This is a genomic window from Methyloversatilis thermotolerans (assembly GCF_000372885.1).
Lineage (GTDB): Bacteria > Pseudomonadota > Gammaproteobacteria > Burkholderiales > Rhodocyclaceae > Methyloversatilis > Methyloversatilis thermotolerans.
Map to the genome: position 1 here is coordinate 4,036,389 of NZ_KB889967.1, position 13,242 is coordinate 4,049,630.

At 66.1% G+C, this 13,242-nt stretch carries 11 protein-coding genes; 10 read left to right on the forward strand and 1 reads right to left on the reverse strand.

Annotated features, from left to right (window positions below; all coding sequences use genetic code 11):
* The first annotated feature begins 67 nt into the window (after nt 1–67).
* The 10 genes from A3Q7_RS0118485 (at nt 68) to A3Q7_RS0118530 (ending at nt 12,151) form a co-directional block, all read left to right on the forward strand.
* The gene (locus A3Q7_RS0118485) at nt 68–1,357 is read left to right on the forward strand and encodes a glycerate kinase type-2 family protein (protein WP_018413401.1); all 1,290 of its coding nucleotides are present in this window, start codon (nt 68–70) and stop codon (nt 1,355–1,357) included.
* 248 nt (nt 1,358–1,605) lie between these two features.
* Nucleotides 1,606–3,102: an FAD-linked oxidase C-terminal domain-containing protein gene (locus A3Q7_RS0118490; RefSeq protein WP_018413402.1), complete on the forward strand. Its 1,497-nt coding sequence runs from the start codon at nt 1,606–1,608 to the stop codon at nt 3,100–3,102.
* Between the two features lie 2 nt (nt 3,103–3,104).
* The gene (gene glcE, locus A3Q7_RS0118495; RefSeq protein WP_018413403.1) at nt 3,105–4,181 is read left to right on the forward strand and encodes a glycolate oxidase subunit GlcE; all 1,077 of its coding nucleotides are present in this window, start codon (nt 3,105–3,107) and stop codon (nt 4,179–4,181) included.
* A gap of 9 nt (nt 4,182–4,190) precedes the next feature.
* Nucleotides 4,191–5,432, forward strand: a complete 1,242-nt coding sequence (gene glcF, locus A3Q7_RS0118500; RefSeq protein ID WP_018413404.1) for a glycolate oxidase subunit GlcF — start codon at nt 4,191–4,193, stop codon at nt 5,430–5,432.
* Nucleotides 5,433–5,519: 87 nt separating this feature from the next.
* Nucleotides 5,520–6,374, forward strand: a complete 855-nt coding sequence (locus tag A3Q7_RS0118505) for an HDOD domain-containing protein (protein ID WP_018413405.1) — start codon at nt 5,520–5,522, stop codon at nt 6,372–6,374.
* 138 nt (nt 6,375–6,512) lie between these two features.
* A complete protein-coding gene (locus A3Q7_RS0118510; RefSeq protein WP_026225014.1) occupies nt 6,513–7,328 on the forward strand; it encodes a PP2C family protein-serine/threonine phosphatase in 816 nt (271 codons plus the stop codon).
* Between the two features lie 409 nt (nt 7,329–7,737).
* Nucleotides 7,738–8,868 (forward strand): Re/Si-specific NAD(P)(+) transhydrogenase subunit alpha, encoded by a 1,131-nt coding sequence (locus A3Q7_RS0118515; protein ID WP_018413407.1) that lies wholly within the window; start codon nt 7,738–7,740, stop codon nt 8,866–8,868.
* Between the two features lie 28 nt (nt 8,869–8,896).
* On the forward strand, nt 8,897–9,172 hold the full coding sequence (locus A3Q7_RS0118520) for an NAD(P) transhydrogenase subunit alpha (protein WP_018413408.1): 276 nt from the start codon (nt 8,897–8,899) through the stop codon (nt 9,170–9,172).
* Nucleotides 9,173–9,185: 13 nt separating this feature from the next.
* Nucleotides 9,186–10,559 carry an NAD(P)(+) transhydrogenase (Re/Si-specific) subunit beta gene (locus tag A3Q7_RS0118525; RefSeq protein WP_018413409.1) on the forward strand — a complete coding sequence of 458 codons (1,374 nt, stop codon included), beginning with the start codon at nt 9,186–9,188 and terminating at the stop codon, nt 10,557–10,559.
* 248 nt (nt 10,560–10,807) lie between these two features.
* Nucleotides 10,808–12,151 (forward strand): (Fe-S)-binding protein, encoded by a 1,344-nt coding sequence (locus A3Q7_RS0118530; RefSeq protein ID WP_018413410.1) that lies wholly within the window; start codon nt 10,808–10,810, stop codon nt 12,149–12,151.
* 67 nt (nt 12,152–12,218) lie between these two features.
* On the opposite strand, the gene A3Q7_RS21220 is transcribed toward A3Q7_RS0118530, so the two are convergent.
* Nucleotides 12,219–13,181, reverse strand: coding sequence for a PEP-CTERM sorting domain-containing protein (locus A3Q7_RS21220; protein WP_018413411.1), 963 nt, complete (start codon nt 13,179–13,181; stop codon nt 12,219–12,221).
* Nucleotides 13,182–13,242: the final 61 nt, after the last annotated feature.

The window sequence follows — 13,242 nt, forward strand, 5'->3', positions numbered from 1 at the left end:
GCGCGGTTCATGCATATTCACGCAGACCACACATCCCCGCAAACGAATACAGAAATACGGAGCAGCCGTGAGTACCCCCGACCCGAATGAATTTCTGCGCAAGCTTTTCCAGGCGGCCTTCGACGCCGCCAACCCCGATCTGTGCGTGCCGGCCAACCTGCCGCCACCGCCCAAGGGCCGCACGATAGTGGTCGGCGCCGGCAAGGCGGCCGCTTCGATGGCGCTGGCGGTCGAAAGGAACTGGCCGGGCGAACTGTCCGGCCTCGTGGTGACCCGTTACGGACACGGTGCGCCGTGCCAGCGCATCGAGGTGGTCGAGGCCTCGCATCCGGTGCCCGATGCCGCCGGTCAGCAGGCGGCGAAGCGCATCCTCGACAAGGTTCAGGGACTGAGCGAGGACGACCTGGTGATCGCCCTCATTTCGGGCGGTGGGTCGGCCCTGCTGTCGGCGCCGGCGGAAGGACTGACACTGGAGGACAAGCAGGCGGTGAACCGCGCGCTGCTGGCCAGTGGCGCAGCCATCCAGGAAATGAATTGCGTGCGCAAGCACCTGTCGTCGATGAAGGGCGGTCGCCTGGCGCAGGCGGCCTATCCCGCGCGCGTGTTCACGCTGGTCATTTCCGATGTGCCGGGCGACGACCCGGCGGTGGTGGCGTCCGGTCCGACGGTGCCGGATACCACCACGCGCGAGGATGCGCTGGCCATCATCCGCCGTTACGACATTCCGGTGCCGCCCGCGGTACTGGCCTGGCTGGACAGACCTGAATCGGAAACCCCCAAGGCGGGCGATCCGCGTCTCGCCCGCTGCGAAACCCGCACCGTCGCGACCGCCCAGGCCTCGCTGCTCGCCGCGGCCGAGGTGGCGCGCGCGCATGGCGTGACCCCGCTGGTGCTGGGCGACATGATAGAGGGCGAATCGGCCGATGCCGGCAAGGTGCTCGCCGGCATCGCCAAGGCGTGCGCGATCAACGGCACGCCGCTCGCACCGCCCTGCGTGCTGCTGTCCGGTGGCGAAACCACGGTCACGCTGGGCGAGATCAAGCCCGGCCAGAAGCCGCGCGGCGGCCGCAATTCGGAATTTCTGCTCGCGCTGGCCGTGGCGCTGGAAGGCATGCCGGGCATCCACGCGGTGGCGGGGGATACCGACGGCATCGACGGCAGCGAGGACAATGCGGGTGCGCTGGTGACCGACAGCACGCTGGCGCGCGCCCGCGCCGCAGGCATCGACGCCCGTCACATGCTGGATGTGCACGATGCCTATGGCTTCTTCCAGGGCTTGGGCGACCTGATCGTCACCGGTCCGACGCTGACCAATGTGAATGACTTCCGGGCGATCTACATCGAGAAGAAGGACTGATCGTTCACCAAGGTTTCGATGACGGCGCCCCGGGGCGCCGTTTTTTTGGTTTGCCGGGTGTCCGGGTAAGGCCGGCGCAGCGGTGGTGCCACGCCTTTCCGTTGAACGCGACGTGATCCCGGTTGCCGCGGGCCGCTGGGTCATGCCTGCCGCAGGCGCACCGGCCAGCGGAAGGATGTCGTGCCATGGGCGGTACCCCGGTGCTGCAGGTATGATTCGCCCCCTGACCTGTTCAGAGATCGGCTGCCATGAGCGCTTTGCCACCGGCCCACGAGGCCCACGGACCGACGCCGGACCGCACCGCAGTGATTGCCGCACTGTCCCGCGAACTGCCGGCGGATTGCCTCATTTCCGATCCCGGGCGGCTGCGCGCCTATGAGTGCGACGGCCTCATGCTCATGCGTGAAATGCCGCTCGCGGTGGCCCTGCCCACGACCGAAGCGCAGGTGATCGCCACTTTGCGTGCCTGTCGCCGGCTCGGCGTGCCGGTGGTGCCGCGCGGTGCCGGTACCGGCCTGTCCGGGGGCGCGACGCCGCACCGCCACGGCGTGGTGCTGTCGACCGCGCGCATGAACCGCATCCTGTCGGTGGACCGTCTGGCGCAGCAGGCCGTGGTGGAGCCCGGAGTGCGCAATCTTGCGGTATCCGAGGCGGCTGCGCCCTTCGGGTTGTACTACGCGCCGGATCCATCGTCCCAGATCGCCTGCAGCATAGGCGGCAATGTCGCCGAGAATTCCGGCGGCGTGCACTGCCTGAAGTACGGCCTCACCGTGCACAACGTGCTGCGCGTGCGCATGGTGAACATGGAGGGCGAGGTGATGGAAATCGGCAGTGCGGCGCCGGACAGTCCGGGTTACGACCTGCTCGCCGTCACCATAGGGTCGGAAGGCCTGCTCGGAGTGGTGACCGAAGTGACGGTGAAGCTGGTACCCAAACCGCGCGTCGCGCGTTGCGTGCTGGCGGCCTTCAACGACATCCGGCGCGCCGGGCAGGCGGTGGCCGACGTGATCGCCGCCGGCATCATCCCGGCCGGGCTGGAAATGATGGACCAGGCCACCACGGCTGCGGTCGAACAGTTCGTGCATGCCGGCTATCCGCTCGATGCGGCCGCCATCCTGCTGTGCGAATCCGATGGCACCGAGGAAGAGGTGCAGGACGAGATCGCGCGCGTGCGTGCGTTGCTGGAAGCCGCCGGCGCCACCGAAATCCGCATTTCGCGCGACGAGGCCGAACGCCTGCGTTTCTGGGCCGGACGCAAGGCGGCATTTCCGGCCGCCGGACGCATTTCGCCCGACTACTACTGCATGGATGGCACCATTCCGCGCAAGAGACTGGCCGAAATGCTGGAAGCGATGGAAGGCATGGCCGGCCGGTACGGGCTCGGGCTGCTCAATGTTTTCCATGCCGGCGATGGCAATCTGCATCCGCTCATCCTGTTCGATTCCAACGACCCGGATTCGGTGCGGCGCGCCGAGGCATTTGGCGTCGACATCCTGGAACTGTCGGTGAAACTGGGTGGCACCATCACCGGCGAGCACGGTGTCGGACTGGAGAAGATCAACCAGATGTGCAGCCAGTTCGGCGCCGACGAGCTGGACATGTTCCACCGGGTCAAGGCGGCATTCGATCCGGCCGGCCTGATGAATCCGGGCAAGGCGGTGCCGACTTTGCACCGCTGCGCGGAAATGGGCCACATGCATGTGCATCACGGCGAACTGCCGCACCCCGACCTGCCGCGTTTCTGATCATGACTGCACATCTGCACTCGGTGCTGCGCGAGCAGGTGCTGGACGCTGCCGCAAGAGGTCTGAAGCTGACACCGCACGGCAGCGGTTCCAAGGATTTCCTGGCGCAGGCGCGCGTCGGCGTGCCGCTCGACATGCGCGGCGCGCAGGGCATCATCGCCTATGAGCCATCCGAACTGTTCGTCACCGCCCACGCCGGGACACGGCTGGCCGACATCGAGGCATTGCTCCACATGCACGGCCAGATGCTCGCCTTCGAGCCGCCGCACTTCGGCCCGCATGCAACGCTCGGCGGCGCGGTCGCGTGCGGCCTGTCCGGTCCGCGTCGCATTGCCGCGGGAAGCCTGCGCGATTTCGTGCTCGGTGTGACCGTGATGGATGGTCGCGGCCGCGTGCTGCGCTTTGGCGGGCAGGTGATGAAGAATGTCGCCGGCTTCGATGTGTCGCGCCTGTTCGCCGGCAGCTTCGGTACGCTGGGTCTGTTGCTGGACGTGACGCTGAAAGTGCTGCCGCGACCGCAGGCCGAGCAGACCCGCGTGCTGTCGATGTCCCAGTCGGCGGCGCTGGCCACACTGCGCGAATGGGGAAGCCAGCCCTTGCCGGTGTCCGCCACGGCCTGGCACGACGGGCAGTTGCATGTGCGGCTGTCGGGTGCGGCCGCCGCGCTCGAGGCCGCGGTGCGCCACATCGGCGGCGAACGCCTCGACGATGGCGCGGCGCCGCTGTTCTGGACCGGCATGCGCGAACACCGCCATGCCTTCTTCGCCGGGGACCGTCCCTTGTGGCGGGTGGCGCTTCCGCCGCGCGCTCCGGCGCTCGATCTGCCGGGCGAACAACTGGTGGAATGGAACGGCATGCAGCGCTGGCTGCGCAGCGATGCGACGGCGGCCGACCTGCGCACCATCGCGGGCGGGCTCGGCGGCCACGCGACCCTGTTCCGCGGCGGCACGTCCGCGCTGCGCGAGGCGGGGGTGTTCGAGCCGCTGGCACCGGCGCTGATGACGGTCCATCGACGGCTGAAAGAGGCTTTCGATCCGTCCGGTGTGTTCAGCCCCGGACGCATGTACGCAGAATTGTGAGAACCGACGATGCAGACCGGACTGGCTGATTTCATCCGCGGTACGCCGGAAGGCGATGCCGCCGACCGCGTGCTGCGCAAGTGCGTGCATTGCGGATTCTGCAACGCGACCTGTCCGACCTATCAGTTGCTGGGCGATGAACTGGACGGACCACGCGGCCGCATCTATCTGATGAAACAGATGCTGGAAGGCGAGATCGCGGCGGAAACCGTGCTGCCGCACCTCGATCGCTGTCTGACCTGCCGCAACTGCGAATCCACCTGTCCGTCCGGTGTGCGCTATCACGAACTGGTGGATATCGGCCGCGCGGTCGCCGAGCGTCGCGCGCGGCGACCGCTCGCCGAGAGGGCCAGGCGCTGGGTGGTGCGCGAGGGCCTGTCCCGGCCCGGGTTGTTCAACGCCGCGCTGACGCTCGGCAGGCTGGCGCGGCCTCTGCTGCCGGCCGGTGTCGCCGCCAAGATCGCACCGGAGAAGGAGGCGCGTGCCTGGCCGCCGGTCAGGCACGCGCGGCGCATGCTGGTGCTGGCCGGCTGTGTCCAGCCCGCGCTGATGCCCGATGTCAATGCTGCAGCCGCCCGGGTGCTGGATCTGGTCGGCATTTCACTGATCGAGATTGCCGGTGCCGGGTGTTGCGGTGCGTTGCGCTTCCATCTGAATGACCAGGACGGCGGTCGGCGCGACATGCGCGCCCTGATCGATGCATGGTGGCCGGCGATCGAGCGCGGTGACGTCGAAGCCATCGTGATGACGGCATCGGGCTGCGGCAGCACGGTGCGCGAGTACGGCGACCTGCTGGCCGGTGACCGCGAATACGCCGGGCGTGCGGCACGGGTGTCCGCGCTGACACGCGACCTGTCGGAAGTGCTGGCGGGCGAGCGTGCGCAGATAGAGGGTCTGTTTGCTGCGCAGGGCGTGCGACGCCGACCCCTGTCCTATCACCCTCCCTGTTCGCTGCAGCACGGACAGCAGGTGCGCGGTCATGCCGAATCCTTGTTGCGGGCCGCCGGTTTCGATCTGCAACCGGTGGCCGACAGCCATCTGTGCTGCGGTTCGGCGGGCAGCTACTCGCTGTTGCAACCGGTCATCGCGCAGACCTTGCGCGACAACAGGCTGGCCGCGCTGGAAGCGGAAGCGGCAGACGGTATCGCGAGTGCCAACGTGGGCTGCATTGCCCACTTGCAGAGCGGGACCGACAAGCCCGTGCGGCACTGGATAGAATGGCTTGACGAGGCCCTGCGCAACGGAGGCTGACAGCGGCGGGGCCGGTTTCGACGTCGCTCAAGATCGTTCGCCGCCGGTCGTTAACGGACGTGCCCGGTTAAACATACTTCTGCTGCCATGTCCTCTCCTGCCGTCGTCATTGAAGAAAGCATCGAGTCCCTGCTTGAATCCACCTCCGTTCTGCTGCCGGCCAAGCCCAGTCTGCTGCAGGAAATGGAGAATCTGATGCGCGATCCCGATTTCGAGGTCGCGCTGCTCGCTGATTGCATTTCGCGCGATCCCGGTGTGCTGGGTGCGCTGTTCAAGCTCTGCCGTTCGCCGGCCTACAGCCGTGGGCGTGCGCCGACCAATGCCGAACAGGTGCTCATGCTGATCGGGCTGAACCAGACGGTGAATCTGGTCCGCGGCATTTCCATCCGTCAGGTGGCCGGCGGCGTGACACCGCAGATGGAACGCTTCTGGCTGCGTTGCGAAACGATCGCCGGCCTCGCCGCCCAGATTGCAGGCGAGCGGGTCGCCGTCTGCAATGTCTTTCCCGACCAGGCCTATCTGGCGGCCATGTTCCACGACAGCGGCGTGGCGCTGCTGAACAGCCGCTACCCCGAGTACTGGAAGCTGATGAACCTGGATGACGAATCGAGCTGGGTGGACGTATCGCTCGAGAATGAACACTTCCGGCTCGATCACGCCAGCGTCGGTTATTGGGTTGCGCGCAACTGGGGGCTGCCCGACCTGATCGTGCAGGCCATCCGCTACCATCACGAAATGCTGTCCGACGACTCTCTCGGGCTGCGCAGCACGATAGGCATCATTGCGCTGGCGACGCATATCTATCTGATCAACAAGGGGCTTCCCGATCCTGCCTGGTCATTGCGCGGCGGCGAGGTGATGGAGGAACTGGGTATCCATTCCAGCGCCCTCAGCGAATACATGGACGACATCAACGAAAGCTTCGTCACCTTCTCGCTGTAATGATTTGTGAAATGGCTGTGGGCGGAGCGCCGCGATGAACACGAACACGTCAGGCGGAAGCGGCCGCGGGGCTAGAATCCAGACGTCGCGAGCGGGTCATTCCCGGTCGCGCACGTCCCCAGCTACCCGGACCGCTTCATGGCATTGAAACTCGACAGCTGCGTCGCCCAGCACATCGGTGATCGAAAGGAACAGCAGGACCGCGCGGCGGTGTTCCCGCACGGTCGCCACAAGGGCATGCTGATGGCGGTGCTGGCCGACGGCATGGGCGGTCACAGTGGCGGTGCGATGGCCGCGGAGCAGGTGGTACTCAAGGCGCGCGAGAATTTCGACAGCTTTGCGCCGTCGCAGGAAACGCCGCACGATCTGCTGCGCAGCGTGATCGAGGAAGCGCACGTGGTGATCAAGCTCACCCGCTTCACATCCGAACAGGATCCGCACTCCACCGCCTGCGTCATGATGATGAATGCCGGCCGGGCGGACTGGGCTCACTGTGGTGATTCGCGCATCTACCACTATCGCAACGACAGGCTGGTGAGCTGCAGCAAGGATCACTCGCTGGTCGGCGAACTGATGCGCCAGGGCAAGCTGGACGAGGAAGGGGCGAAGAGCCATCCGCAGCGCAATCTGCTTCTGCACTGCCTGGGCGCCCAGAAGGAACCGGTCATCGACTACGGCTGCGCCGAAACGCTGGTGGACGGCGACAGTTTCGTACTGTGTTCCGATGGACTGTGGGCCTACTTCTCGGACGAAGAGCTGGGTGGCGTTCTGGCCGTCTATTCCGCCCGGGAATCCGCAGAAATCCTGATCAAGCGTGCGCGCGACCGCGGCCGTCCAGGTGGCGACAATGTGTCGCTCATCGTGCTCAAGCTGGTCGACGTCGAGGCCCGGCAGAAGGCCGAGCAGGGGCGACTCGACGCAGCGCGCCGCAAGCTGGGCACCCTGTCGGTCTGACCTTGGCGCCCCGTGCCGGGGCGGCTCCACTTTTCCTCCACTTGTGCGGCACCGCAATCGGCGCCGTGCCGCGTCCGCACGCCTGCAGATACCGTTACGCGATCGGTGCTTGTGCGATGCACCACGACGCCTGCCCTTTGTCAACGCTGGTTTTTGTCAATGCTCTTTTGCGGCGCATCGTGCAACTTTTTTGGCGCAAAGTGCTGCGTCGTGACGGATGGCACGCTAGACTGCGCGGGCTCGGATCCGTGCCGTCCTTTCACCGGGTTGCATTTTCTGCAGCCCGGTTTCTTTTGATGGCCCGGATCCGCAATGGGGCGGCAATCCGGCGCGGATTGCCTGCGTGCAGGGGTGCGCGCTTCCCGTGATGTGAATGCGGCGCGTCGCCGCTTGTCCGGAGGGAGGGTTCATGGCAGTCACCATAGGGGTGCCGAAAGAATCGGCGGAGGGCGAACTTCGCGTCGCCCTGACGCCGGAAGTGGTCAAGAAATTTGCAGCACTCGGTGCGGCGGTGCAGGTGCAGACCGGTGCCGGCGCGAGCAGTCACTATCGTGACGAGGATTACGCGGCAGCCGGAGCCACGCTGGTCGATGACGAAGCGCCCATCCACGCGCAGGCCGACATCGTTCTGCGGGTTGGCGTGCCGACCGCGATGCAGATCGAGGCGCTGAAGCCGGGCGCCGTACTGACCGCCTTCATGCAGCCCTATGCCGACCGTTCGCGCGTGCTCCGGCTGGCCGAGCGCAACATCACCAGCTTCGCGGTCGAACTGGTGCCGCGCATTTCGCGTGCGCAGAGCATGGATGCGCTGTCGTCGCAGGCGGCGATCGCCGGCTATCAGTGCGTGCTCATCGCAGCCGGCCACTGCCCGAAGTTCTTTCCCATGCTCACCTACGCCGCCGGCACCATACGCCCGGCCCGCGTGCTGGTGATCGGGGCCGGCGTGGCCGGACTGCAGGCGATCGCCACTGCCAAGCGACTGGGCGCCATCGTCGAGGGCTACGATGTGCGGCCGGAAACGCGGGAACAGATCGAGTCGCTGGGCGCCAAGTTCGTCGATACCGGTGTGTCGGCTGCCGGCGCCGGTGGCTACGCGCGCGAACTGACCGAAGAAGAGAAGGCGCAGCAGGCGGTCAAGCTGGGCAAGGCGGTCGCCAACGCCGACGTGCTCATCACCACCGCCGCCGTGCCGGGCAAGCGGGCGCCGCGCATCATCACGCTGGACATGGTGCTGGGCATGAAGCCCGGCGCGGTGGTGGTCGACATGGCCTGCGAATCCGGCGGCAATGTCGATGGCACGATAGCCGGGCGCTCGGTGCATGTCGGCCATGCGCTGGTCATCGGTCCGACCCAGATCACGTCGCGCATGCCGGTGCATGCGTCCGAAATGTATGCCAAGAACCTGTTCAACCTGCTGTCACCCTTCGTCAAGGACGGCCAGTTCGTGCCGGACTGGGAAGACGAAGTGATCGCCGGCACCGCGCTCACCCATGGTGGCGAAGTGCGTCACGCGATGGTGAAGAAGGTGCTGGGCCTCTGAGCCCGGCGACGACAAGAAAGGACAGAAAATGGAAGCGCTCTACATCTTCATGCTCGCGGCCTTCACCGGCTACGAGGTCATTTCCCGCGTGCCGGTGATCCTGCATACCCCGCTCATGTCCGGCTCGAACTTCGTGCACGGCGTCGTGCTGGTGGGCGCCATGGTGGTGCTCGGCCATGCCGATCCCGACGATCCGCTGCAGCTCGCGATCGGCTTCATCGCCGTCGTGCTGGGCGCTGCCAACGCAGCCGGCGGCTACGTCGTGACCGAGCGCATGCTCGCCATGTTCAACGCGAAGAAGTGAAGGGGCCGACGACGTGAATGCTCAACTGATAGTCGATGCCGCCTACTTCATCGTGGCGGTGCTGTTCATCCTCGGCCTGAAGGCCATGGCCTCGCCGGTGACCGCCCGCAAGGGCATCGTGTGGGCCGGCATCGGCATGGTGGTGGCCACGCTGGTCACCTTCGCCACGCCGGGCATGCAGAATTTCGGACTCATGATCGTGGCCATTGTGCTGGGCGGCGCTGTCGCCTGGTGGTCCGGCAAGGTGGTCAAGATGACCGACATGCCGCAGATGGTGGCCATCTACAACGGCATGGGCGGCGGTGCTGCGGCGGCGATTGCCGCGCTCGAGTTCGCTCGTGGCGAAGTGCACGGCGTGGTGCATCTGGCGCTGGCGACCCTGGGCGCGCTGATCGGCGCCGTGTCGTTCTCCGGTTCCTGCGTCGCATTCGCCAAGCTGCAGGGTCTGATGAACAAGGCCTGGCGACTGCCGGCGCAGAACGCGGTCAACATCGTGCTCGCACTGGTCACGGTTGGCGTCGGCGTGCTCATCGTCGCGGCGGATACGCCGGATACCACGCTGGTCATCGTGTTCTTCGTGCTCGCCCTGGTGCTGGGCGCCATCCTGACGCTGCCGATCGGCGGCGCCGACATGCCGGTGGTCATTTCGCTGTTCAATGCCTTCACCGGTCTGGCGGTCGGTTTCGAAGGCTATGTGCTGGGCATTCCGGCGCTCATCATCGCCGGCATCGTGGTCGGCGCTGCCGGTACGCTGCTCACCCAGCTCATGGCGAAGGCCATGAATCGCCCGATCAGCAACATCCTGTTCTCGCCCATCACCGGCGAGGCACAGGGTGGCGCCGGTCCGACCGGCTCGATGAAGGAGTGTTCGGCCATGGATGCGGCTTCGATGATGCGCTATGCGCAGAAGGTGATCATCGTGCCGGGCTATGGCATGGCGGTGGCGGGTGCCCAGCACAAGGTCCATGAAATGACCAAGTTGCTGGAGGAGGCGGGCGTGGAGGTGAAGTTCGCCATCCATCCGGTGGCCGGTCGCATGCCGGGTCACATGAATGTGCTGCTGGCCGAGGCGGGCGTGCCCTACGAGCAGATCTTCGATCTCGAGGAAATCAACGAGGAGTTCGCCCAGGCCGACGTGGCGCTGGTGATCGGTGCCAACGATGTGGTGAATCCGGTCGCGCGCACCGACAAGAGCAGTCCGATCTACGGCATGCCCATCCTGAATGCCGACAAGGCGCAGAATGTCATCGTGATCAAGCGCGGCAAGGGGGCGGGTTACTCCGGCATCGAGAACGCGCTGTTTTTCGAGGACAACTGCCGTCTGTGCTATGGCTCGGCGCAGGGTGTCGTGGCTGAAATGATAGGCCACGTGAAATCCATGAGCTGAAGGCGGCTGGCTGCGGATACCTGACCGGGCGGCGCGCATTGCACGATGCGCGCCGCTTTTTCATGTGCGGCGGGCTGGGTGACAGTGCGCGCGGGCGAGCGGCTGTGCCCTTTGTCGCATTGACGACAGCGCGGTGCGCCGCCGGACATCGCGCATGTCCGGCTTTTTCTTTGCCGACGCGCTTCCCCGCGTTTCGACACGCTGGCATCGTCATTGCATGTCCGGATGCATTTGTCCGGAGAATCCGCATGGAACCCCTGTTGGACTGGTCGGCCTACGACAGCTATGGCCTGGGCGACGCCTATGCACGCATACCGGCGAGCGGCGGCGGTTTCGGCAAGGCGACCGCGGTCTGCATCGGCAACCGACAGTGCCAGCGCGACGAGAAGGGCGTCATGTGCCCCAGTTTCCGCGTGACGCGCGATACCGCGCACTCCACCGGTCATCGCGCAAACCTGCTCCGGCAGGCGCTGGATGGCGAACTGGGCGACGCGCCCTTCGCCGGTCCCGAACTCGCGGCGGCGCTGGATCTCTGCGTCGCCTGCAAGGGGTGCAAGCGCGAATGCCCGAATGGCGTGGACATGGCCAGCCTGCGTGCGGAGAGCCTGGCCCGGCGTTGGCAGGCGCGTGGCGGCCTGCCCTTGCGCGAACGTCTGTTCGCCCGCCTGCCTCTGCTGTTGCCGCACCTTGTGCGTTTTCGTCATGTGCTGGCGTTGCGAGGACGTCTGCCGCCGCTGGCGCGACTGGTCGAGCGCCTGTTCGGCATCAGTGCGCGACGTTCCCTGCCGCAGCCGGCGGCGCGCAGTTTCCTGCAGGAAGCGCCGGAATGCGCCGGTCCGCCGGACGGGCGCGAAGTGCTGCTGCTTGCCGACTGCTTCAACAATCATTTCGATCCTGACATCGCGCGTGCCGCGGTCGATGTGCTCGCCAGCGCCGGTTTCCGCGTACGTCCTCTGCGTGCGGCCGGCGGTCCGGCGCTGTGCTGCGGCCGCACCGCCTTTTCGTCGGGCGACCTCGCGCTCGCGCGCAGTCAGGCGCGCCGGCTGCTCGACGTGCTGGTGCCGCATGTCGAAGCCGGTGGTGTGGTGATCGGTCTGGAGCCGTCATGCCTGCTCATGCTGCGTGACGAATACCGCATGCTGGGGCTGGGTGTCGATGTCGATGCGCTGGCGAAATCGGTGCTGCTGATGGAGGAATTCCTGGCGCGCGAACACGACGCAAAGCGGCTGGATCTCGCGTTCGCCGATCAGGGCGGGCGCGCGGCGAAGGTGCACGGACATTGCCATCAGAAGGCCTTCGGCGCGATGAAAGCCATGCGCAAGGTGCTCAATCTGGTGCCTGGCCTGAACGTGGAGCTGATCGAATCGTCCTGTTGCGGCATGGCCGGCAGCTTCGGCTACGAAGCCGAGCACTATGAAACATCCATGCGGATGGCGGAGCTGGCGCTGCTGCCCGAAATCCGCGCGGCGGCGCCGGATGCGTGCATCGTTGCCAATGGCACGAGCTGCCGGCACCAGATTCGCGATGGCGCACGGCGCGACAGCCTGCATCTGGCGCAGTTGCTGCGCGACGCGCTGGTGCGGCAGGACTGAGAACTGAAGTGCGCGGTCCGCCGTGATCAAGGCAGCGGCGGGTACGACGGCCGCCGCTGCCGGCTGATCAACCTTGCCTGCGACGAACGATGGCGCCCGCGACGGTCATCAGGCCAGCAAACATCAGGGCCCAGCTCTCCGGCTCCGGCACCGCGGCCAGTGTGTAGTGATAGAGGTTCACATAGGCACCCAGATCGTTGCCGTCCGGCGTGACGATCATTTCCACCAGCATTTCCACACTGCCGTCGTCAAGGCGGCGCAGCGCGATGCCTTCGGTTTCGTTGTAGGCGCCCGCGGTGACTGGAAGCTGGAACAGTTCCTCGACATGGCCGGTGAGCAGATCCACGCGATACACCGACTTGGTCGAATCATGAGCGGACATGTAGAGCGCGCCATCGAATACCTTGGCACCCTGGATGTTGCGCAGGGAACGGTCCATGGTCAGCGTGTGGCTGAAGCTCCAGTCGCTCAGGTCATACACATTGATCGTGTTGCCGTTGCGCCATTCCTTGCCGTAGCCGACACCGTTCGCGCCATCCACCGCCACCCAGCTCGCCACGTCGTCGTGCGGATTGGATGGCGCGCCGTTGAGCGCGTAGAGGCGGCCGGTGTAGCTGAGGTCGTGCGCGTTGAACAGCGCGACATGCCCGTTCTGGTAGTCGTTCGCCTCGGAATCGAGCGAGGCGTAGATGATGCCGTCGTGGATGTCGATGTCGCCGATGTGGTCGAATCCCTGCGCCGCCAGCTCGGCCGGAATGCCGGTTTCGATCGTGAAGGTCGACAGATTCAGTCCGCCGGTGCGTTGCAGCGAATTCAGCGCGAGGTCGGTGCGCTCGAGACCGTACTGCCAGGAGAACACCCAGCCATCGCCATTGAAGGCGACCCCCTGGGTACGGTAGAGCCCGGTGAAGGGCGGCACGAAACCGGCATGGCGGTCGGTGGCGGCGAGCTGCCAGGTTTCGCTGGCGGCGTGGGCATGCATGGACAGCGCCGCAAGACTTGCGGCGGCAAACAGGCGGAAAGTGTTCACGAGAAGCTCCCTGGTCGGCTATTTGTTGTGTCGTGGTGACGGCGAGGTCGCATGACGGCCT

Excerpts from the sequence above, each read along its gene's own strand:
- A3Q7_RS0118490 (WP_018413402.1), top strand. The coding sequence starts at position 1,606 with ATGAGCGCTTTGCCACCGGCCCACGAGGCCCACGGACCGACGCCGGAC.
- glcE (WP_018413403.1), top strand. The coding sequence starts at position 3,105 with ATGACTGCACATCTGCACTCGGTGCTGCGCGAGCAGGTGCTGGACGCT.
- glcF (WP_018413404.1), top strand. The coding sequence starts at position 4,191 with ATGCAGACCGGACTGGCTGATTTCATCCGCGGTACGCCGGAAGGCGAT.
- A3Q7_RS0118505 (WP_018413405.1), top strand. The coding sequence starts at position 5,520 with ATGTCCTCTCCTGCCGTCGTCATTGAAGAAAGCATCGAGTCCCTGCTT.
- A3Q7_RS0118510 (WP_026225014.1), top strand. The coding sequence starts at position 6,513 with ATGGCATTGAAACTCGACAGCTGCGTCGCCCAGCACATCGGTGATCGA.
- A3Q7_RS0118515 (WP_018413407.1), top strand. The coding sequence starts at position 7,738 with ATGGCAGTCACCATAGGGGTGCCGAAAGAATCGGCGGAGGGCGAACTT.
- A3Q7_RS0118520 (WP_018413408.1), top strand. The coding sequence starts at position 8,897 with ATGGAAGCGCTCTACATCTTCATGCTCGCGGCCTTCACCGGCTACGAG.
- A3Q7_RS0118530 (WP_018413410.1), top strand. The coding sequence starts at position 10,808 with ATGGAACCCCTGTTGGACTGGTCGGCCTACGACAGCTATGGCCTGGGC.